Origin of the sequence: Paracoccus sp. (in: a-proteobacteria) (assembly GCF_032007265.1) — a bacterium.
Lineage (GTDB): Bacteria > Pseudomonadota > Alphaproteobacteria > Rhodobacterales > Rhodobacteraceae > Paracoccus.
Map to the genome: position 1 here is coordinate 1 of NZ_DALZMB010000021.1, position 19,151 is coordinate 19,151.

Annotated in this window: 26 protein-coding genes; 11 read left to right on the plus strand and 15 right to left on the minus strand. The window is 58.4% G+C overall.

Annotated elements, in window-relative coordinates; all coding sequences use genetic code 11:
- Window positions 1-514: 514 nt before the first annotated feature.
- Window positions 515-736 carry a hypothetical protein gene (locus RTS12_RS06510; RefSeq protein ID WP_312526641.1) on the minus strand — a complete coding sequence of 74 codons (222 nt, stop codon included), beginning with the start codon at window positions 734-736 and terminating at the stop codon, window positions 515-517.
- Between the two features lie 1,017 nt (window positions 737-1,753).
- On the opposite strand from RTS12_RS06510, the gene RTS12_RS06515 reads away from it, so the two are divergent.
- The 10 genes from RTS12_RS06515 to RTS12_RS06560 all read left to right on the plus strand — a co-directional run bounded on the left by RTS12_RS06515 (window position 1,754) and on the right by RTS12_RS06560 (window position 6,976).
- Window positions 1,754-2,098, plus strand: a complete 345-nt coding sequence (locus RTS12_RS06515) for a hypothetical protein (protein ID WP_312526642.1) — start codon at window positions 1,754-1,756, stop codon at window positions 2,096-2,098.
- Entirely contained in the window at window positions 2,098-2,274 is a 177-nt protein-coding gene (locus RTS12_RS06520; RefSeq protein ID WP_312526644.1) for a hypothetical protein, read from the plus strand. The genes RTS12_RS06515 and RTS12_RS06520 overlap by 1 nt, the downstream gene beginning before the upstream one ends.
- The gene (locus tag RTS12_RS06525) at window positions 2,271-2,540 is read left to right on the plus strand and encodes a hypothetical protein (RefSeq protein ID WP_312526645.1); all 270 of its coding nucleotides are present in this window, start codon (window positions 2,271-2,273) and stop codon (window positions 2,538-2,540) included. The genes RTS12_RS06520 and RTS12_RS06525 overlap by 4 nt, the downstream gene beginning before the upstream one ends.
- Window positions 2,540-2,752: a hypothetical protein gene (locus tag RTS12_RS06530; RefSeq protein ID WP_312526647.1), complete on the plus strand. Its 213-nt coding sequence runs from the start codon at window positions 2,540-2,542 to the stop codon at window positions 2,750-2,752. The genes RTS12_RS06525 and RTS12_RS06530 overlap by 1 nt, the downstream gene beginning before the upstream one ends.
- Window positions 2,745-3,083 carry a hypothetical protein gene (locus RTS12_RS06535; RefSeq protein WP_312526649.1) on the plus strand — a complete coding sequence of 113 codons (339 nt, stop codon included), beginning with the start codon at window positions 2,745-2,747 and terminating at the stop codon, window positions 3,081-3,083. Before RTS12_RS06530 ends, RTS12_RS06535 begins: the two co-directional genes overlap by 8 nt.
- A 113-nt stretch (window positions 3,084-3,196) precedes the next feature.
- Window positions 3,197-3,457 (plus strand): hypothetical protein, encoded by a 261-nt coding sequence (locus RTS12_RS06540; protein WP_312526651.1) that lies wholly within the window; start codon window positions 3,197-3,199, stop codon window positions 3,455-3,457.
- Window positions 3,454-4,185 (plus strand): hypothetical protein, encoded by a 732-nt coding sequence (locus tag RTS12_RS06545; RefSeq protein ID WP_312526653.1) that lies wholly within the window; start codon window positions 3,454-3,456, stop codon window positions 4,183-4,185. The genes RTS12_RS06540 and RTS12_RS06545 overlap by 4 nt, the downstream gene beginning before the upstream one ends.
- Entirely contained in the window at window positions 4,182-5,366 is a 1,185-nt protein-coding gene (locus tag RTS12_RS06550; RefSeq protein ID WP_312526655.1) for a recombinase RecT, read from the plus strand. Before RTS12_RS06545 ends, RTS12_RS06550 begins: the two co-directional genes overlap by 4 nt.
- Window positions 5,367-5,432: 66 nt before the next feature.
- Window positions 5,433-5,579 carry a hypothetical protein gene (locus tag RTS12_RS06555; protein ID WP_312526656.1) on the plus strand — a complete coding sequence of 49 codons (147 nt, stop codon included), beginning with the start codon at window positions 5,433-5,435 and terminating at the stop codon, window positions 5,577-5,579.
- Window positions 5,576-6,976 carry a DNA cytosine methyltransferase gene (locus tag RTS12_RS06560; RefSeq protein ID WP_312526658.1) on the plus strand — a complete coding sequence of 467 codons (1,401 nt, stop codon included), beginning with the start codon at window positions 5,576-5,578 and terminating at the stop codon, window positions 6,974-6,976. Before RTS12_RS06555 ends, RTS12_RS06560 begins: the two co-directional genes overlap by 4 nt.
- 276 nt (window positions 6,977-7,252) lie before the next feature.
- Here the strand turns inward: RTS12_RS06560 and RTS12_RS06565 are convergent, their stop codons facing one another.
- The 6 genes from RTS12_RS06565 to RTS12_RS06590 all read right to left on the minus strand — a co-directional run bounded on the left by RTS12_RS06565 (window position 7,253) and on the right by RTS12_RS06590 (window position 9,909).
- Window positions 7,253-7,459 (minus strand): hypothetical protein, encoded by a 207-nt coding sequence (locus RTS12_RS06565; RefSeq protein ID WP_312526660.1) that lies wholly within the window; start codon window positions 7,457-7,459, stop codon window positions 7,253-7,255.
- A 25-nt stretch (window positions 7,460-7,484) separates the two neighbouring features.
- Window positions 7,485-7,793 carry a PRC-barrel domain-containing protein gene (locus RTS12_RS06570; RefSeq protein WP_312526662.1) on the minus strand — a complete coding sequence of 103 codons (309 nt, stop codon included), beginning with the start codon at window positions 7,791-7,793 and terminating at the stop codon, window positions 7,485-7,487.
- 121 nt (window positions 7,794-7,914) lie between these two features.
- Complete coding sequence (locus RTS12_RS06575; RefSeq protein ID WP_312526664.1) at window positions 7,915-8,241, minus strand: hypothetical protein; 327 nt, start codon at window positions 8,239-8,241, stop codon at window positions 7,915-7,917.
- Window positions 8,234-8,848 (minus strand): ParA family protein, encoded by a 615-nt coding sequence (locus RTS12_RS06580; RefSeq protein ID WP_312526666.1) that lies wholly within the window; start codon window positions 8,846-8,848, stop codon window positions 8,234-8,236. Before RTS12_RS06580 ends, RTS12_RS06575 begins: the two co-directional genes overlap by 8 nt.
- Window positions 8,845-9,111, minus strand: a complete 267-nt coding sequence (locus tag RTS12_RS06585) for a hypothetical protein (RefSeq protein WP_312526668.1) — start codon at window positions 9,109-9,111, stop codon at window positions 8,845-8,847. The genes RTS12_RS06580 and RTS12_RS06585 overlap by 4 nt, the downstream gene beginning before the upstream one ends.
- A gap of 3 nt (window positions 9,112-9,114) precedes the next feature.
- Window positions 9,115-9,909: a replication initiation protein gene (locus tag RTS12_RS06590; protein ID WP_312526670.1), complete on the minus strand. Its 795-nt coding sequence runs from the start codon at window positions 9,907-9,909 to the stop codon at window positions 9,115-9,117.
- A gap of 744 nt (window positions 9,910-10,653) precedes the next feature.
- Between RTS12_RS06590 and RTS12_RS06595 the strand changes: the two genes are divergently transcribed.
- Entirely contained in the window at window positions 10,654-10,860 is a 207-nt protein-coding gene (locus tag RTS12_RS06595; RefSeq protein WP_312526672.1) for a cold-shock protein, read from the plus strand.
- Between the two features lie 131 nt (window positions 10,861-10,991).
- Here the strand turns inward: RTS12_RS06595 and RTS12_RS06600 are convergent, their stop codons facing one another.
- The 8 genes from RTS12_RS06600 to RTS12_RS06635 form a co-directional block, all read right to left on the minus strand.
- Window positions 10,992-11,210, minus strand: a complete 219-nt coding sequence (locus tag RTS12_RS06600; RefSeq protein ID WP_312526675.1) for a hypothetical protein — start codon at window positions 11,208-11,210, stop codon at window positions 10,992-10,994.
- Window position 11,211: 1 nt separating this feature from the next.
- Window positions 11,212-11,751 (minus strand): lysozyme, encoded by a 540-nt coding sequence (locus RTS12_RS06605; protein WP_312526677.1) that lies wholly within the window; start codon window positions 11,749-11,751, stop codon window positions 11,212-11,214.
- 410 nt (window positions 11,752-12,161) lie between these two features.
- Window positions 12,162-12,458, minus strand: a complete 297-nt coding sequence (locus RTS12_RS06610) for a hypothetical protein (RefSeq protein WP_312526678.1) — start codon at window positions 12,456-12,458, stop codon at window positions 12,162-12,164.
- 211 nt (window positions 12,459-12,669) lie between these two features.
- Window positions 12,670-13,605 (minus strand): hypothetical protein, encoded by a 936-nt coding sequence (locus tag RTS12_RS06615; protein ID WP_312526680.1) that lies wholly within the window; start codon window positions 13,603-13,605, stop codon window positions 12,670-12,672.
- 1 nt (window position 13,606) lies between these two features.
- The gene (locus RTS12_RS06620; RefSeq protein ID WP_312526682.1) at window positions 13,607-14,836 is read right to left on the minus strand and encodes a hypothetical protein; all 1,230 of its coding nucleotides are present in this window, start codon (window positions 14,834-14,836) and stop codon (window positions 13,607-13,609) included.
- A complete protein-coding gene (locus RTS12_RS06625; protein WP_312526684.1) occupies window positions 14,836-15,123 on the minus strand; it encodes a hypothetical protein in 288 nt (95 codons plus the stop codon). The genes RTS12_RS06620 and RTS12_RS06625 overlap by 1 nt, the downstream gene beginning before the upstream one ends.
- A gap of 14 nt (window positions 15,124-15,137) precedes the next feature.
- Window positions 15,138-15,698, minus strand: a complete 561-nt coding sequence (locus RTS12_RS06630) for a hypothetical protein (protein ID WP_312526686.1) — start codon at window positions 15,696-15,698, stop codon at window positions 15,138-15,140.
- Window positions 15,695-19,147 carry a phage tail protein gene (locus RTS12_RS06635; RefSeq protein WP_312526688.1) on the minus strand — a complete coding sequence of 1,151 codons (3,453 nt, stop codon included), beginning with the start codon at window positions 19,145-19,147 and terminating at the stop codon, window positions 15,695-15,697. The genes RTS12_RS06630 and RTS12_RS06635 overlap by 4 nt, the downstream gene beginning before the upstream one ends.
- Window positions 19,148-19,151 lie beyond the last annotated feature (4 nt).

Sequence of the window (19,151 nt, forward strand, 5' to 3'; positions counted from 1 at the left end):
CGCGCCCTGCTGTTAAGCAGGGCGCTAACTCAGTGAATGTGGTCAGGAGCCCGTTGCTCAGCATCCAGCTGAGCGACTGCAGCATTAAACAAGCGCTCAGCCTCTGCGTCTGTCAGCTGCTTATTATCCTGCGCCTCAGTTTCGCAGCACTTCGGGTCATGTAACTCAGGTACATACCTTTGCCCCATTTCTCGATCCTCCGGTTACTGATTGTCAAATGCTATCATGTGCTTTTGGCAGCGCAAGGCTGTCATCAGTGAATATAGATATTTCTATGAACTAGAACGTATGCCCCTAATTGTTAACGCCCAATTTAACGCAGGCCGCCCTAACCGGCGGGCTTTCTCATCTCCGGAACCAGCCAGCCCGCTCATCCGTTGATAGACGCCTCTCAGCGAGCACGGGGCACGTCCGTTTGATCCAGGCGTGCCTCACTTATGCAGCAAAGCAGCACTTAGGCAGGAATTTGCTGCGCTATTGAAAAGCAGCGAAGTTTTCGTCGCCGCAGATTACTTCAGCCTATCAAACCAAGCCACATCAACACATCGCTGTGACGCTTGGCTATAGCTACCGCTGAGTGGTCGATTATATGCTGTTCGGCGACGTTGATTGATAGATCCAGCCCATCAATGGCGCGTTGATGTGCAACATCACCCTCTCGGGCTGTCATTTTGTGGTTCAGGTAACTAGCAGCAGGGAGCAGGCTGCCCTTGCCACTTCTCAGATTGCGACCCATGTCCACGCCCTTCCATGACACCGCGTAGCGATACCGTGCGGATGTATCGATCATATCATATCGAGACAAATTTGAATGGGATGAGTTGGCCTAACCGGCGGTCTTTTTTGTGTTAACGAAAGGCGGCGAGGCACTCCTCGCCGCAATACTAGACGCAAGCTACGATCCGCCAAGCGCATCGAAGTGGCGTTTCCAAGTCGATATACGGTCTTCTTCCAGCTCTACTTGCGTGGCGCTAACCTCATCCCGATCAAGCTTGTCGACGGCCTCATTGAATGCCTCCTTAACTTGCTTGTTCGTTCTGAGGATGTCGCGCTCATCTGCGGCCGGCTGCAACGCAGAATAACGGCGTCGACCTTCTCTTGGATTTCGGCCCATAACTAGGCCCTCCATGGCACCCAACGGGCATACCATCGGGATGGTGCCACCTTATCACGATGAGCCGAATTTATCCAAAACTAAATGACCAGTCATATCAGGCCTATTAACGCGTTTTGCTTAAATCATGGACGCCCCGCCATGCGAGGTCTCGCCTAGCCTCGTCCCGTTTTGCAATCCTGGCAATGCGATTGCTTTCTCGGCGTTCATCAGCCTGGGCTGAAAACGCATCCCTGCGATCCATCTCATCCAATGTTCGTGATGCGCGCTCATCAAGTTCGCTGCCTGAGGGTGATGCCTTCAAGGCCTCGCTCGCACGGTGCAGCATCGCGTGCTCTCTCGCGCACTCTTCTCGTTCGCGGACCATGTTTGGTCCTCCAATATCACCGACCGGACATACCGAGCGGATAATTGATCATACATCACTACTAGCAATTTTACACGCCACGTCGGAGTGATCCTTCTCATTCGCCGATACCTCATCGGCAGGATGAAGATAGGGCAAGGCTGAGAGTTCAAGAAGATAATCCGGGTATTTATACCCTTTTATATTGACGGGGTATAAATACCCCCTCATATTGCCTCCCATCAGCTGCGGCACATGAACCAGCTGAACCCCATTTTCACCGGGAGAATGCAATGTTCGACACCATTCCCAGCCGCGAAACCCTGATCCTTGATGAGGCGTATTTTCGCGCAATGGCCCGCGAGGCCGCTGAGGTCTCCAATCTAGACGGTCAGGCTCAATATGATCGCTGCGCAGCTGATCTTTCGGCGCACATCGAGGCTCTGCCCGTCAGCCTTTCCGTACCGCGCCCCGACCTTCGCGCTGCTGGATGGGAAAGGCGTCTTGCCTTTGCGAAGTCTCGCGGCTGGTCGGCTGAAAAGCTGGCGACTGCTTGCGGGTTCACGACGAAAGGCACTGCTGTCATGGCGGCTCGCTGTGGTGTCCAGCTTCCCGGCATGGTTCGGGGGACGGTGTAATGTTCACTATCCCCATCATCACGATTGCCGATCTTGAGGCGGCCTTTGCGGGCAACAGCGCTGAAATCCGTACTGCGCGCCTGTCTGGCGACAAAGCCCGCGCCGACGAACTGATTGCCCGCAACAACGACATCAGCCGGTTTATCGACGACCTCGCACCGGAGGTCGCAGCATGATCCCGCAGTTCGAAGAATTTCGCGCTCACGACGAGGCCCCGCGGCGTCTGGCGGTCGACCGCATCCACGACCACCGCCGTACCGCCCAGGCTATGGCTGGCGACAATGCCGAATGGTGCCCGCCTGAGGAAGCCGCGGACCTCGCGTTTAAGCTGGTCTGGTGTGGCGCGATCGGGCTGCTGGTCCCGGCGTTCATCTTCTGGGGCATTCCGCTGGTTGTTGCGCTGATCCAGCTCGGCGGCACGGCTCTGCGGGGGGCGTGGTGATGAACCGGCACCCCCTCGATGGCGACGCGATCGCCGCAGATCGGCACTATGAACGGCTGAGCGAGCATCTGACCTGCACGATCTGCGATGAATATTTTGGCCTCCCGCAAGACGGGTGCGTGATCAAGAGCCGCGACTATGAAGACCTGTGCATGGCTTGCGCGGATCAGGTTAACGAACGCGACCTTTATCAAGGGACGGACGATGCTTGACGCCCTCCCGCCCGCCCTGCCCTTCACCTGCACCAAATGCGGCGGCTCCGGCCAGTTTCGGACCTTCGGCCGGTGCAGTGAATGCAAGGGCCGGGGTGGGTTTACCACTAGCCCCGAGGCACGCGCGAAGGCCAAGGACCGCGCCGCAGCGCGTCGCATCCTGAACGGTCGGGCCAAAAACCAGAGCAATCCCGGCCTGTATCTGGCCGTGATCAATCGTGCTGGGACCAATCCGTTTCTGCAATCACTTCGCGATGCGGACGTTCAGGGCATTGCGTGGACTGCTGACCAGCGAGCAACGGCCAGAGCAATCGTTGGTGGCATAGAATGATGCGCCGTCCGTCAACTTCAGCCGAGCTCTACGCCTGGCATCGTCAGGCCGTGAGAGGTTCACGCCCCCCGGTCCATGAGGGCATACCAGAGTGCGGGTGGTTCAAAACCAGAATGACGAAGGGCGGCCCATGGGTTCCGGTTCGGATCTGGTGCGAGCGCGAGGTTTGTCCGCTGACCGGTGAGCTTGTCGCCCCTGAAATTTTGCGCTGCGAGGCCGATGGCCAAATGCGCAACCCTGCTCGGCTTTGGACCTACTTGCTGCCGATCAGCCGCGAAGAACACGCCGCTCTTTCCGAGCGCCGCGTCTCCATCCCCGCCATGCAAGCGACCATGGTGAAAATCAATCTGTCACAGGAGGCAATGCGCCCATGAACGACATGAGCTTTGGTATCGGCCACAACTCCGCGCCGATCATCCCCGCCGATATCATCACTAAGGTCTCTGATTTCACCGATGCCGCCGGCGCTTGGCTGGATTTGAAAGAGATCGACAACCAAGAGCGCAGCCAGAAGGCCACGGATTTTGTGGCCGGCGCGCGGGCGGTGTTCAAAGAGGTGGATGAGGCCCGTAAGGCCGCGAAAAAGCCCCACGATGATGCGGCGCAGGCTGTACAAGACGCCTTCAAGCCGCTGCTCGACAAGATCGGCAAATCTGGCGAGGTCGTGAAGGCGCTGCAAGCCGCTTGGCTCAAGAAGGAAAAGGCCCGCGAGGATGCTGAACAGCGCGCCCGTGAAGCCAAGGCCCGCGAGGAGAAAGAAGCCGCAGACCGCGCGCTTGCCGAGGCGCAGGCCCGCAACGACGTGTCCGGTATGGTCGACGCCGAGGCCGCGCAGAAGGCCGCAGCCAAGGACGTGAAAGCCGCAGCCAAGCCGGTGAAGGCTCAGGCATCGTCGGCTACGGGCGGCGGGCGCACTATGTCCCTGCGCACCACCTATCGCTGCCAGGTCGAGAACCGCGGCCCCGCCCTCGCGGCGTACCGCGACCACGCCGAAGTTATCGCGCTGATCGAGCGGCTGGCCACGGCCGATGTTCGCGCACAACGCGGCGAGAAGATCGCCCCCAATGGTTTCAAACTGATCACCGAGGAAACTGCAGCATGAATGCCACCTCCCTGCCGGTCGCCAAGCGTCCTTTGCGCCAAGTCAGCAACGTTCGCGAGATGCTGGTCAACGAACAGGCACAGCAGCAGCTCAAGGCCGTAGCCGCTGCACATATGAGGCCCGAAAGGATGATGCGCTTGATGGCCAATGCCATGCGCACCACTCCGCAGTTGGGCGAATGCGATCCCCTGTCGCTGCTCGGGTCCATGATGACCTGCGCAAGCCTTGGCGTGGAGCCTAACACCCCGCTCGGGCACGCTTATCTGATCCCTTTCAAGAACAAGCGGAAGGGCATCACAGAGGTTCAGCTTATCCTTGGCTATAAGGGCATGATCGACCTTGCCCGCCGTTCCGGCCATATCCGGAACATCCATGGTGATGTTGTTTATGAGGAGGACGAATTCAGCTTCGAATATGGCTCGAACCAGCACCTCAAACACCGCCCCAAAGGCAAACGCACCAACCCGCTCTATGCCTATTGCCACGCGACCCTAACCGACGGCGAAGCTTTTGTTGTCCTGCCTTGGGATGAAGTCATGGCGATCCGTGACGCTTCGCAAGGATATCGGACGGCAGTCCAATACGGGAAGAAAGACAGCCCGTGGATCGCGCACCAGCACGAAATGGCCGCCAAGACCGCTGTCCGCGCGCTGTTCAAATACCTCCCGATCAGCATCGAGATCGATGGTGGGAAGTTGGGCGATGCGTTGACCGTTGACGAGAACCAGATCGACTTTGCCTCCTTTGCCAAAAACCCAGAGGAAGGCCCTGCGATCGAGGGTGATTACGTCGACGAGGACACCGGCGAGGTAACTCAGATCGAGGATCGGCGCGGCCAAGACGTGACCCTTGATCAGCGAGAGCCGGAGCAAACCGCCAAGCCCGCCGCGCGGCAATCGCGCCAGCGCCGCGACCCGACGCCTTACACCCAGATGGCCGACAGGCCCGCCGACGATCAGGGTCAAATGCCACTGGACGATGATCAGCCGGACGACGGCGCGCAGTATCAGGCGATTGTCGATCGGATCGCGGGCGACCTTCTGGACGGCGCAGACCCCGCTGCTCTGCTCATCGAGTTCAAAGACCTGGTCGCCGACATGAAGGTGAAGGCTCCGGGCATCCACAAGAACCTCGAAGCAGAAATCGGCGGGTATGCCCCCGACCTGATCGGCACGTTCTGACCCCCCTGCCCCGCGCCGCACCAGATCGCAGCCGGGGCAACCGCACCCCATCAGCAGGATTTCGACATGACCGATGCCACTCCCATTTCCGACGCCGAATTTCTCAAGCGCCTGTCCGTGCGCTGCGCGAAGCGTGGCGAATACAAGAACAGGAAGCGCCTGGAGAAAATCGCCCAGAAGCTGCGGGCGATTGAGAATGAGGGTGAGGAATGATGCGCTACCTTTCCGTTTGCTCCGGGATCGAGGCAGCAACCCAAGCTTGGGCCCCGCTGGGATGGGAACCTGTCGCATTTTCCGAAATCGAGCCTTTCCCGTCTGCCGTGCTCGCCCACCATTATCCGACGGTCCCGAATTGGGGCGACATGACAAAATTTGAGGAATGGCCAGATGAACCAATTGACCTTCTTTGCGGAGGAACCCCCTGTCAGGATTACTCAGTCGCAGGGTTGCGACTTGGGATGGACGGCGCAAGAGGCCAACTCACCCTCACCTTTGTTGAAATCGCTGCACGCTATCGGCCCTCGTGGCTGGTCTGGGAGAACGTCCCCGGCGTTTTGTCCAGCAACGACGGGCGAGACTTTGCGCGCTTTCTGGGCGACCTCACGGGGCAGGAAATCGATGCGCCGCCCGGTGGGTGGAAAAACTCTGGCATTATCCCGGGTATCGGTGACGCCTATGGGATCGCCTATCGAGTTCTTGACGCTCAGCACGTGCGAACACGCCGCTTCCCCTTCGCTGTCCCGCAGCGCCGCCGTCGTGTGTGGGTTGTCGGATATCTTGGAGACTGGCGCCGTACCGCAGCGGTACTTTTTGACCGCGAAAGCTTGTCAGGGCATCCTGCGCCGAGCCGAAAATCGGGCCAAGGTTTTACCCGAGGTATTGAGTTTGGCCCTCAAGGCGGTGGTTTCGCGGACGTGAGCCCGACGCTGGACACCAGAGCAAAGGATGGGCCTATTCGCAATCAGCTTGCGCCCGCTGCATTGGTGGCCAACTCAGGCGATGTTGGGTACTGCTTGACCGCCAGCGCACAACAAAGCCTCGATGCGGAAACGGAAACGGAAACGCTGCTCGCTGTGCAGCCAGTCGCCATCCAGGAGCGCGCGATTTGCGAGAACCCGAACGCCGGGCCGGATAGAGCAGGTTTCCGCCAGGACGGCGCGGCCTATACGCTTGAGGCGCGCACCGTGCCGCAGGCGGTCGCGTTCGACTGCAAGGGAGCCGAGGCACACTTTCAGACGGATGGGGCGCACCAATCTTTGCGTGGCATTGGACACGGCGGCGGTCACGCGGCTGTCGCTTTCGATCTGCGCGGCCGCGAAGGCGGGGCGATGCCGGAAGGGCCGCACGAGACGGCGAACCTGCGCGCCGCGTCGGGCGGATCGAGTCGCAGCTATGTCGCGCAGCCCTGGGCCGTGCGGAGGCTCATGCCCACCGAATGCGAGCGCCTGCAAGGCTTCCCTGACGGCTTCACGGCGATCCCGTGGCGCAACAAGCCTGCCGATCAATGCCCGAACGGCCCGCGCTACAAAGCCTTGGGTAACAGCTGGGCCGTGAACTGCGCGGAATGGATCGGAGAGCGGATTGCGATGGTGGAGGAGCTGACGGTTTGACCAGCAGTCGCCCTACCCTCGCACCCCGCCACCCCCAGCAATCGCAGGACGCAACATGAAGCGGCAAACCATTGTCGCCCGACCCTCGGGCGACGCTGCTTGGAATAAGTTCACGACCCCAGAGGAAGATGAACGCCTGGCGGTCCTCGACGATAGGCTTGAACGAGCTCTAGCGCGGGTAACTCTGATGGTGAAAGAGCGCGCGCAAATCAGGAAGCGTGCGGCGAAGAGGATGGAAAGGGCGGCGGGCTAGAATCTACCTCGCCGCCACCTCAATTATTCGCCGCCGTTAGTCGCCCGGTCGTTCTGCCGGGCCTTTCTATCTCCCGCTTCCCGATTCTGCCCGCCAGCGTTTGGCTCATTAGAGCGCTTCATTTGCTTAGGGTTCAGTACGGGATCGGCGTTCGCCATCTTGTCCTGCTGAGCATCCCGCGCAACATTATGTTTCTCATTTTCCTCTTTCGGATCGAACTTGTCACTCATGGTGAGGCTCCTTCATCGAATGAGTTCAAGGGATGTTGCGAGGTGTATACTCTGGAAGATCCTTCAATTGGTCTTTGGTCCAGTTGGTGTGGCCGTGAACGACGCCGTCATCGCCGCGCATCAGGTCAAGGTCTCTCGCCCGGATCTCGACAGGCTTTGCGCCAATCCCCAGAAATCCGCCGACATCAACCACCACAGTAGCTTCGGCACCGGCGCCGTAGATCTCGGATATCGTGCCAACCTTGCCATCGTCAGGTCCATAAATTGGCGCGCCGTTCAGCACAGCTTCCGTAAGCTCATTATCGTTCAGGCGGACATGATTGGTATGATCCATCTCGTTCTCCTTTCTCGATTTGGTTACAGGCAAGTAACGGCTGTAGGGCTCTATCGTTCCTTCACGCTGACGCGAGCACTTGTGGAAATGTCAATTTACCACTCTGAAAATTCGTCAATTTTCAGAGGTCGATATCCTTAACCAGCTTGGCGATATGGTCCTCAAGGTAGTCCTGCATAGACACGCCTTTCTTGAGCAGCCAGATCTTGAACTTGGCGTGCGTCACGGGATCGAGGCCGAAGCTTGGCCGCGCCTCGGTCGCGGTCCGGGCCTTCGGAGGCCTGCCGCGCCGTGTAAGCTTCTCGACCGGTGCCGCGGGAGGCTTAGGCTCGCTGCGCTTCACAGACGCAGGCTCAACCGCCCCGCGCTGCTCGACGCCTTTAATCGGTTCCGGCGGCGCGCTCGCGTCAACCATGCCGTCGAATGAGAACCCGCCTTTTTTAGCCATTGAGCAGCCCCTTCACATATGACCAGAGCTCGCTGGCCTCAGCTGCCGCCTTAGGGTCGCCTGCCTCTGTAACCCCCTGCCCCGTCGCGGCAGTTTCGGCATAGATCACCCGCATCGCTGCATTGACCGGCGCGAGCTTGCCGTATTGCGCCAGGACGCGGGCGGCCTCATCCGTGACCTTGGCGCGCGGCGATTGGGACAGTAGGAACGCGAAGTCCGATCCGGCCTCGCGCGCAGCGCGCAACGTCGCCCCAACGGCGCGTAGATCATGCGGCGACGGGCGCACCGGGATCAGGACAAGATCAGCCTCGGCCATGACCGTGGTCAGCCATTCTGGAGCGGCCGGCGGCGTGTCGATCACCAGAATGTCGAAATGCTTTGCCAGCGCAGGAAGGGCGGCTTTGACCTGCTCGGGGGCCGGGTCGGTATCGGGCATCTGCGGCCATTCGGCGTCTCGCGCCTCCCACCAGCCGCGAAGGCTGCGCTGCGGGTCAAGATCGACCATCGCCACGCGAAGCCCGTCCTGGCTTGCGGCAACAGCCATATTCATTGCGGTGGTGGTCTTACCGGCCCCGCCCTTCTGTGATGCGACGACGACCGTTTTCATTCTTCAATTTCCCCATTGTCCGCGCTGTCAATTTTCAGAGTGGTAAATTTGATGCTCCGTAAATCTGCAAATTTACCGCTCTCTAAATTGAACGAGCTATCACGCGCCGAATTTTTCACTTCGCCAATTTTCCACTCTGAAAATTGACAAGGGCCCAGAGCGGGAAATTCACCGCTCACCGAATTTCCCGCTCGGGAAATTTCCCGCTCTGTAAATGCGATTGCCTGCACCTGCTGCCCCGCTGTAACTGTGCTTATCTGCACGATTTAATCTTCTTCGGTCACTTCTTCTGGGGCAGGGAGGCCACGCACCTCGGCATAAGCCTTGCGCTGATCCTCCGGGCCCTTGAGTGCCCATGCGATCTTAATGGCTCCGACCTTACGACCAATTTTCACAGGCTCGAATGCGGCATGAAACTCTGCCAGCCGGTTCACCTCGTCAAAGGCGGGTTTGATCGCGAACTTGAGCAAGTTGGAGTATGTCGAGAGCTTGCCGGGCTCGACGCCCAGCATCGAGCGGAACTGTTCAAGCTCGAATGTCTCGGAGCGGATGTAGGTCAGCCGCGCTCTCTTCGCGACGATCTCGTAAAGCGCCAGGGCATATTTGCTCGATACTGCATGGATCACGTCAAGTTGCAGCTTTGCGAAGATCTGGCTGTCACGCAGGAGGTCAACCAGTAGAGGGTCAAATTCATAAGTCAGGTAACCGCGGCTATTCTTGCGATCAGCAATCGTGGTACGGCCGAGTAGGGGGACCAGTTCGACACGATCGGCAGACCGGATGGTCACGATGGTGCGCATCAGCGATTTGATGGCCGAGGTCAGACGATCGTTGCCGGCGTGGGAAAACTTGAGATCAGCCAGCGGGATCGTAAAGCGTTGGTGTGGCACCGCCATATCGGGGCCGTGAGCATTGTGGAGCAGGAGGTTATAGGCGCGCCGCGCGTTGAGCGTCAGCTTTTCAGCACCATCCACCTCGACTAATTCAGCGGGCTTGAGCATCTCGCCATCGTTCGGCCTCAACTCAAAGGTTGAAGCCGTAGTTTTTGGGTCGATGTCCATTCCAAGCCGTAGCTGTTCCATGGATGCAATAACTACGGCTTTTCATTGTCCCGTCAAACGAATCCGTAAACCCGTAGTTTTGGGGTCGAAGCGCAGGGATTTCAGGGATTGTAGGCTGATCGACCCGATTTCTACGGGTTAGCGACCCGATTTCTACGCTTTTAGACATTATTTCGACCCGTTTCCTACGCTCTTCCGACCCAATATCTACGCTTTAGCCATTTTAATCATTAATTATCAGTATCTTGCATTCGATGAAGTAGAAGAAAAAGAAGAAAAGAAGATGCCTGATTAGGTGACAGATATGATGTCACCTAATCGTAAAGACAACGGGACGTCATTTAAGCAGAAAGGGTAGGGGGTGGATCAGGCAAGGCGAGGGAGGGGTTATACACAACCCATAATTCCACCTTGCAGAGATCAGAACAAAGTCCGAACATCCCTAAGTTGCATGGGGAGGTGGTCATGATCGAAGAGTTGCTGAGAAAAGGCTTGGGCGTCGAGGATATCGCCTTGGAGACCGGTCAGCCCGTCAGAATGGTTAGGGATGTTGTCGCCTCTCTGCGCGCATCTGGCTCGCTATCGGAGGTCCTTCGCAAACCCGCCCCAGAAAAACAGAGGGCCTGAAACGCAAAAAGACCGCCCCCAGCGTGAGCCGAGGGCGTGAAATAAATCATAGATTTGGAAACTGACCTGTGCGAACGATGGTAGTTCTCTAGCGGCAACTACAAGGATAACCCGTATATGGCTACCGGCACCGTCAAGTGGTTCAACTCAACCAAAGGCTTTGGTTTTATCGCCCCCGATCAGGGGGGATCTGATGTGTTCGTTCATATTTCTGCAGTTGAACGCGCAGGCTTAACGGGGTTGGCTGACAATCAGAAGGTTTCCTTCGAGATCGAAAAAAGCCGCGATGGCAGAAGCTCCGCGACGGACCTCAAGCTCCTATGAGATGATATTTAGACCCGCCAACAGCGGGTCTTTTCTCTAACTACGCTGTCAATCTGGCCGCGACCAGCCGCCAGCAGAAATGATAAGGAAGGCTCCGAAAGCCAGGGCAGGGAAGGTCATCGCGATCCAGATCACGTGACACCGCCTCTCCGCTTGGCGATCCGCGACGAGATGAACGTCAGCACAGCCAGCGCACCGCCCGTCACCACGCCAGCACCGCCCGAAATTGCATCGGCGAACGCCGGGATATTGATGCAGGCGTTATCCGGCCCGGTCATGGTGATTGCGCTGGTCCAGCCGATGGCGCCAGCAAGGGTGTAGAACAGCACTCGGATGATGAGAGCGAGCATGTCAGGCTCCTTTCAGGGCGTTGAGACAAAGGCGTTGCTCGGCTGCGCGCCGATTGGTCAGGCCCGCGACGATACGCCCTCCGGCCTTGTTCCAGCGTGGCAGCTGATTACAGGCGGCAACCCAGTCGCCAGCATTGGCGCGCTTGGCTAGCGTCGATCCGCAGGCCGCACTGGTGCCGACGTTGTAGGTCCAGCTGACCAGCGCGACCTGCACGCCCTCGGGCTGAGAGGGCAGGGCGGGGACGCAGGCGATGAGCGGGGTCCGATAGTCGGCAAGCGCGTCCATCAGCATCTCGCTGCATTGCTCGCTGGTGTACCTGTCGCCGGGCTTCACGCCGCGCGTCTCGCCATAGCAAACCGTCCACACGGGCGGGCTGGCGATGCGGTCGAGATAGGCCTCGGTGCGCTCGCCTTCCCAAGGGCCGACGAATGCCGCCGTAGCCGCAAGGATCGCTGCCGCGCCGGTGGTGCCCGCCGCTTTTTTGGGCGTCGTGAATAGGGATTTGAGCCACGCGCCGAGCGCGGCGAAGAATGCAGACATCGTTGCTCCATGAAAAAAGCCCGCACGATGGCGGGGTGGTGTGGTAAAATTCAGGTGGCTTGAGTCGTCAGGGAGGGCGCAAAGCTACCGGTCCTGCACTACCCCAACGGACAATGGCGGGGCCGGTCACCTGCGGCCAACTTCCGGAGGTTACCGCGTCGCGTGCACATAAAGACCTCGAAACCCGAGAGATTTATGATAAGTTCGATTTGCTCACGTCTCGCAATGGGAAATTCCCGTGAGCCCGGCCTCGCTCTTCGCGCGCCACCGGACGCGAGGCCGGTTATCTTCCCCACCTCTCACCACTTGACGGATTAGAGTGGCCCGCTATTTTCCGAGTGCCCTTTCAAGCAGGGTGGGGCCGGAATCAGACCAATTTTGGTTGCAGTGTTTCAGCCGGCCCCTTTTCCTCAGCGCCGCCAGTGCTTCCAGAGATCTATCGCGTTCCTGGGATCATCGACGGCCAGCAGCAGCCAGCGCATTGCACCTTCTGCAGTCAGCGTAACAATAGCAGCGGCCACTGGCTGAGGGATACCAAGTACCTGCGCCGCGTAATCAGCCCCGACCCATGCGGCGCCAACGGCGACAGCAATGGTGGTGATGACCTTTACTGGCCCGAGCTGCGCGGTTGTCTTGATCTTGACGATGAGGGCGATGGCAACTGCGACCCAGAATTCGGGCGAGCGGAACGAAGATGGGTCTGTCATTGCGCCTCCTGCGCAGCAAAAAGAATGATTTGCGCCGCACAACTTTCGCGGTACTTTTATTCTGCCTTGGCACGCCAAGGTCGACCGGTGGGCATAAATTGCGCTTGTCCCCCAGAAGCAGGTCGAACTATGCGAGGCAGCTAGCTTGAGCGTGCTGCCTCGCGTTTTTGTCGCCTTAGTCCATGCATGAAAAAGCACGAGAGCGGACCGTTTATTGAAGGGTCATCCACGCAAGGGCAGCGGCGCGATCCTCTGGGTACATTTCGAAGTTCTGCAGAGATACGGCCAAAGCTGATAGCGAAGATCCTGCTTCAAACTTCATTACACCTGCCGCAGTGGACGTTCTTGGCACGCTGCTGCTCAGGTTTCTTCCCATGCGTCCATATGCCGGGATCTCAGCATCGACTAAGTTCCTTGCAGTATTCATACGCAATGCGGCTCTCGGCTGACGGGCCGCTGCACTGAGATCGCCGACAAAAACATCAAGCGAATTGGCCAAGCGATCAAAGCAACCCAATTCAAGCGCGTTATCACCAGCAGGGGAAACCGGCGTATCCTTCCACCGAAGAACAGCGGCTGCATCACCTTTCCATTCCCATAAATTGTCAGCTGGATTTCCCCTAGGAGCTGGACAGTGCCCTGCCCCGATCGCAACCTTGAAGATATTTTCGCTCCCAGCAGTGAAGCCGATGACGGGAATATCCCTGAAATCACTGAGGGAAGTCAGCTCGGCCCCGCTCGCCTTCATCATCATCGTCAGATAGCTGCGATTGCTGAACAGTTTCTGCAGAGCGGCGCTCTCAGCATAGCAATCAGCCTGTACGATAATAACCTTCATATAGCTAAAGCCCATGTACAGCATAGGTTCATCGGTCGAGGGGGACTGATACGGTTTGATAACCAGATCACTCCCATCCAGCCCGATCCCATTGATGCGGCGAACAGGATATGGATTGCCATCATCAACAACAGGAATAAGCCCCGCCTCATCTTGGAAGCAGGTTTGGGCAGAGGCCGAGTAATAAACCATGTCGCATTCGTTTGGGGCTTTGGGTGGGACAATAAGCCCCACACCTTCAAATCCCGGCCGCTTGCTAATCAGATACTCGCTGGTCGTTCGCCCCATCTTTAAAGTTTTCAACGACATGTCAGACTTCCTTGAACCAACCGAGGGCGATCAGCCGAGGCTTGACCTCGTTCGTAATCAGCGCTTGATTTGCCGCTTGGCTATAATGGGTGTTGTCCATCGCCAACGATGGCGGCATCTTGGTCGCGGCTTGGGCGGTCCGGTCAGCTGCCGTTGGCGTGATGCCGGTATGCGTCCACACGTCTGCGCTCATGTAGTAGCCCAGCACATCAATGAACCTGTCCGCAAAGCACTTTTTATAATACGCGTTGGCGTAATTGATGCATCTTATCTGTGTGGCGGTGGCATTCCCGAATGTATAATACCCATAGACCAGAACCTTCTTGTCTACGGTCGGGTGGGCATTATAGGCCTCAATCGTCATATCCAAGTATGTCTTAATGGCCGATTCATGGCTGCCATACATTGAAATGTCGTTGCGACCGACGCACCAAATCTGACAGCAATCAGCATATTTAATGCCGTTCAGAGAAATGGCTTTCACTGAACCGTTGGCTGGAGTGGCAACGGAAACGCCTGGGACCACGCCTGTCCTGATGAAGATATTCCCATCTGTGGTGCCGTCGATGATGCCCTCGATACCAAGCCCGTCCAGAATGACAGGCCGGGGGCGGGTGGCATTGCGCACTTCAAGGTTCCAGATGTTGACCGGTACCGGATCTGATGTTGCCGGGACAATCCCATTGGGGAAGATCACATCGAAGCTGAAAAGACCTTGTTCCTGCCAGATCGAATCTGTGTACGCGCCACTGTTCCCGCCAGAAAAGTGTACCGCCCCGAGCTGGGTGGCCATGGCGGCGTATTGCGCCTTATAAAATTCAACATCCGATGCCCCCCACGTCGCAATCGTTGACATGTCAGTTAGATGACGGGGGCCAAGGACGCCTGCGGGTATACGAGACAAGGTGTTCTCAATGGCAAACTTGGAAAGCTCACCATATCGGTTCGTCGTAAGAACGGTGGGCATGCTGTATTCGTCAGTAAATGACAGTCCAACAAGATTGTTGTCGTAACCAAGATCCTGGACGATTTTGTCTGACGCTACCCCGAGGGCTGCTTGCAAATCTCCCGAGGATTGAAGCACATCGGTTGCGGCTCGCTCGACAACCTCGACCTGTTCGTCAATTGCCTCGCCTGCGGATATGGCGCGCTCGACGCGGGCCATGTCCTCTGGGGCAACCGCCCCTGTTTGCCCGCGAAAGCCGATGGCTACTTTTACAATATCGGCCATCAGCAGCCCCTTTCGATGTTCAGGAAAATGTCGGCGGAATGTTCAGGCCCATCTGGGCCGATGAAGTAGAGCGATGCCGGGTAGAGACGGGGCGTCAGCACAAGTTCTGACAGGTCGACCTCGAAGCCTTCGGCGACCTGTGTGCCGTGCAAGACAATGCACTGCCCTTGAGCCGCAACGCGCAGTTCCATGCGCAGATCAGTCAGATCTGGCAGCGTCCCGTCCGGCTGTTCCGGCGCAAAGACCAGCTGCCCGACCGTCCCGAGGCGGTAGGTGATGGTAGTCATGATTTGTCCTGTATTTAGATGCCGAACAGCGCGTCGAGCTGGGCGTCAGGGATGGCCATGGCCTCGGCCAGAGCGGCCAAGACCGGATTGGCGCGCTCAATCATGGTTGCCGCGCCCCAGCGCACGACGGCCTCAGTTTGGACCTCAGGCGGCAAGCTGGCAAAGACCGGGGCCAATGACGGCGGGATCTCCCCGCGCGCCGCTGGCCCCGCGTCAGAGGGCTGGATTATCCCGGCCCGGATAGCGGCAAGTAGGAATTCTGACCGGGTCATACTGGCCGCCTGGCGCAGTATCTGTTGATCCATGTCGGGATCGCGCATGTCGATCCATGCGACGGCAACAGGATCGAGCATCCATCCGGGGCCAGGTCTGGGCGGCAAGGCTGTCACCACCCCTTCCGCAAGAATGAACTCATCTGCCGGATAATAGCCTTCGATCAGCGCCACATTCATGGGAACATTGGCCAGAACATCATCGAAGTTGGTCATTTCCAAATGGCCAACAACCTCTCCAAACCGCAGCTCAAAGAGCGTATATTTTACCCCGACACCGCTGCCAAAAAGTTCAGTGCTCATTTGTACCATTCGAGGTCGGTAATCTCGCCTCCCAGGGTTCCGCTGAAGCCGCTCGTCAACATCTGGATTTTCATGGTGTGGCTCCCGGCGTTCAACGATTTGATATAGACGAACTCTTTGATCGGGCCGTCACTCGCAGGTCCAGGATTGGTCAATCCGCCATCCTCTCCAGATCCAAGAGTGACGACCGCGCCATCGAGCAAGACGCGATAGTAGACCAGCCGCGCGCCCCCGGCGGAAGCCTTTCGGCGAAGGTTAACTGTCTGCAAGTGGACCCCGGCTTTTGCCGAGTTCCAGTTCAGCGTCACGACATCTACCCAGGTCGAGGTATTGTCGGTCCCAACGCCCGTCCAGTTGGCGATGTTGCGGACTTGAGTAACCGCCCCGTCCTTGATGTTGAGGGTGTCAACCGTCAGGTTGGCGATCTTGGCGCCTTGAATAGTCGCATTCGCAAGATGGGCGTTCGTGACGACCAGATTGCCGATCTGGGCCGAAAGGGTGATGATCCCGGTGGAGGCCATCAACCCGCCAGTCAGTGTCCCAAACTTGATATGTCGCGCCTCAAGATCGCCATCAATCACCAGCTGCCCGCCGAACTTGCGACGAACAAGCGGAGATGCCGCGATCCAGGTGCCGTCTGTACCTGCCAGCATGCTGATGTAAATCCGGGCGGAACGTGCATTTGCAGGTGCAACAACTGATCCAGATTGCACCTGGGCACCTGACTGCAAACCTTCTGCGGTCAGATATCGGTAATAGAACCTCTGATCGGGAACCATCCAGTTTCCATCACCATCTCTAAACTGAACATGGAAGGTGATGCCGGAATTTGGCGCTGAACCAGACTGACGCCACGCCTCGCCCTGACAGAAGAACTCCTCGTTACCTTCGACGGGGAATTCACCGCTATGGGCGCGGCTGAATGTGCCCCCAGACAATCCGCCCGAAAACCTGATATATCCAAGCGATTGAGGCTTGATCGCCAGTTCACCAGAATCGCGGAACTCCGCAGCGTTGGGGTTGGTGATTGCCCAGGACAGCCGATCCTGCAACTGATCGTCAGGAACCAGGTTAGTAAAATCGGACACGACAAGATGGCGTGCGGATAGGGCGCGCGCCGCAACCTGCTCAGCGCCGATAGCATTGGCACCGATTTGCATTGCAGTGAGCTTGCCGACAATCTGATCGGCCATAACCTCTGCCGTCCATTTCGTGCCGTCCCAGAGGTACTGTTGCCGATCGGTCGTAAGAAGGACCAAATCGCCGAACCTCTGGCCCGAGGTAGGCAGTGCCGTCACGGTTTTAGGAATACGGATGTTCGCCGCAAAGGCGGTTTCATCCAGAATGCCGTTGACGCTTTCTTGAATGAAATGCACCCATGCCGTTCCATTCCATTTATAAAGCCCTTTATCCGCCCGCGACCAAGCCAGCTCATCCACATAATCGCCCGGCGTTGAACGGTTCGGAATGTCGCGGGTCGGCTTCATCCCGGCGCCCTGAAACAGCCCCGTGACACCGCCGACAAAATCGCTGTCATCGACATAGACAGAGCCGGTCGTGACCGTGATCCAGCCCGACCACGCGCCCTTTGGCGTTAGCTCCAACATGAGCAGCCCGCGCACCTGATATGTGGTGCGTTGGTTCACCGAATGGATCAGCCAGGCATAAGGCGCGCCATAGGGCCGCTGCACATCGATCGAGGCGTCGGCCTCGCTGGATTTGCGCACTTGCAAGCGAATATGGGTCACGCCGACCTCATCGCCCCCACAGGTCGCACGAATAGCCACAGACCGCGCCTTGGTGGCATTGTCGGTGACAATCACCGCCTCGGCGCCGAAGCCCGCCACGGCCTGCACCCAAGGCCGAACGGGCGCAGGGGTAACGATGGAGGTGGGCAGCTCGAAATCGCTCGACCAATCGTAATCGGACGGGTCGACCTCGCGCAGTGAAACCGCAACCTTCATTCCCGGCGTCTTGCTGACGCTTTCGACCACAAACAACTTATTGACGTAGCCGTTTCTCTCCGAGGTCCACGACACCACATCGACCAACGGTTCCAGCCCATAAGCATCGGGGGGCAGGTAGAATTGATGCGTGCGAAAGCGGCGGTAATCCCGCATCTGGGCACGCATGAGGCGCTGAACCTGATTGCGAAATGGCGCCGCAGGGTAAGCGATCGAGGTGGGCAGATAGCGCCCGCCATCGGCGGCGGTGAAAGCCGCGTCGACATATTCCGGCGCATCCTTGGTCGACCATTTTTCAGCTGGTTCGGGATAGGTGGCCGAAAGTGCGTTATAGGTCGCTGACAAGCTGTCGAACGGCTTATAGCTCTGCCCCTCAGAAATCAGAATATCGCCATCAGTGAAGGCAAAGACCGCCGCGCCGGGAATGCCCACGATTGGCTTGAGCATGCCGCCGACCTCGGCGAAGCGCATATTTGCGGCTCGGCCAAGTTCTTCGAGAACATCAGCCGCAGTCACGTCCGCCCGGATCTCAAGCCCTGCCCGAAACGCCGGCTCACTGCCGCCGCCCGCAAGCGCAATCGCCCGATCGCATGCGGTCATGGCGGCAACCCATTCCGCGCGCGGCAAACGCCATGCGGGTAGGTTTTTTCCGCCAAAGATCCATTCCGATCCGTAATAGATCCCACGCCCGACGTTATAGGCGATGACCGCGGCGTTGCGGGTCGGTTCATAAGTCGAGCGGTTGCCCCAGCGATGCGAGCCCGTGCCGCCGGTCGATCCGTCCTTGCGCGGGTCGTACATCGGCAAGGGCTCTGGCTGCCAAAGATAGGTCGGGTAGCTGGTCAGGGTATCGCTGTCGTAGCGCGTCGTCACGATGACATAAGATTTCCCCGTCCCGATCATATCGGAGGTCCAGGGGTAATCGGGATCGCCGCCAAACAGAGCGACCAGCATTGGGTCTGCCGCAGTTTGCATGCCGTTGACCCAACGGACCCAAATACGGTGGCCATCGTCGTCAAGGTTCGTGACCGGATGACCCAGGTTATGGCCAGTTCCGTCGCTGTCGGTTTCGCCCCAAAGCACCCGACCCGCCTCATCATTGACCCACATGGCCGCGAGGCCGGGTTGCGGCAGACAGGAAACCTCGATGACCTCGGTGATGTAGCGGCTATTCTTGCCCCAGCTGCCGAGGTATTTGCGCTTGCCTGCGGTGGCATAGTCGCCCACGACAAAGGCCAGCGGCGTATCGTCGCCGAACTCGACATCGAACTGGACGCTGACCTTGGGCTTTTCAGCCATGGCCTTGCCGAGCACACCCGCCAAGAGCTGTGAGCCGATCCCAACCGCGATCCGCAATAGTGCGCCAGCCACGCCGCCGGCCGCCATCGTACTACCGACCCACGCAACGGCAGCGGCAACCGGACCGGCATGCGCAGGCCCGGCGATGCCAATGGCAATCGCCGCAAGAAGCAGAATTTTCTTCATGGAA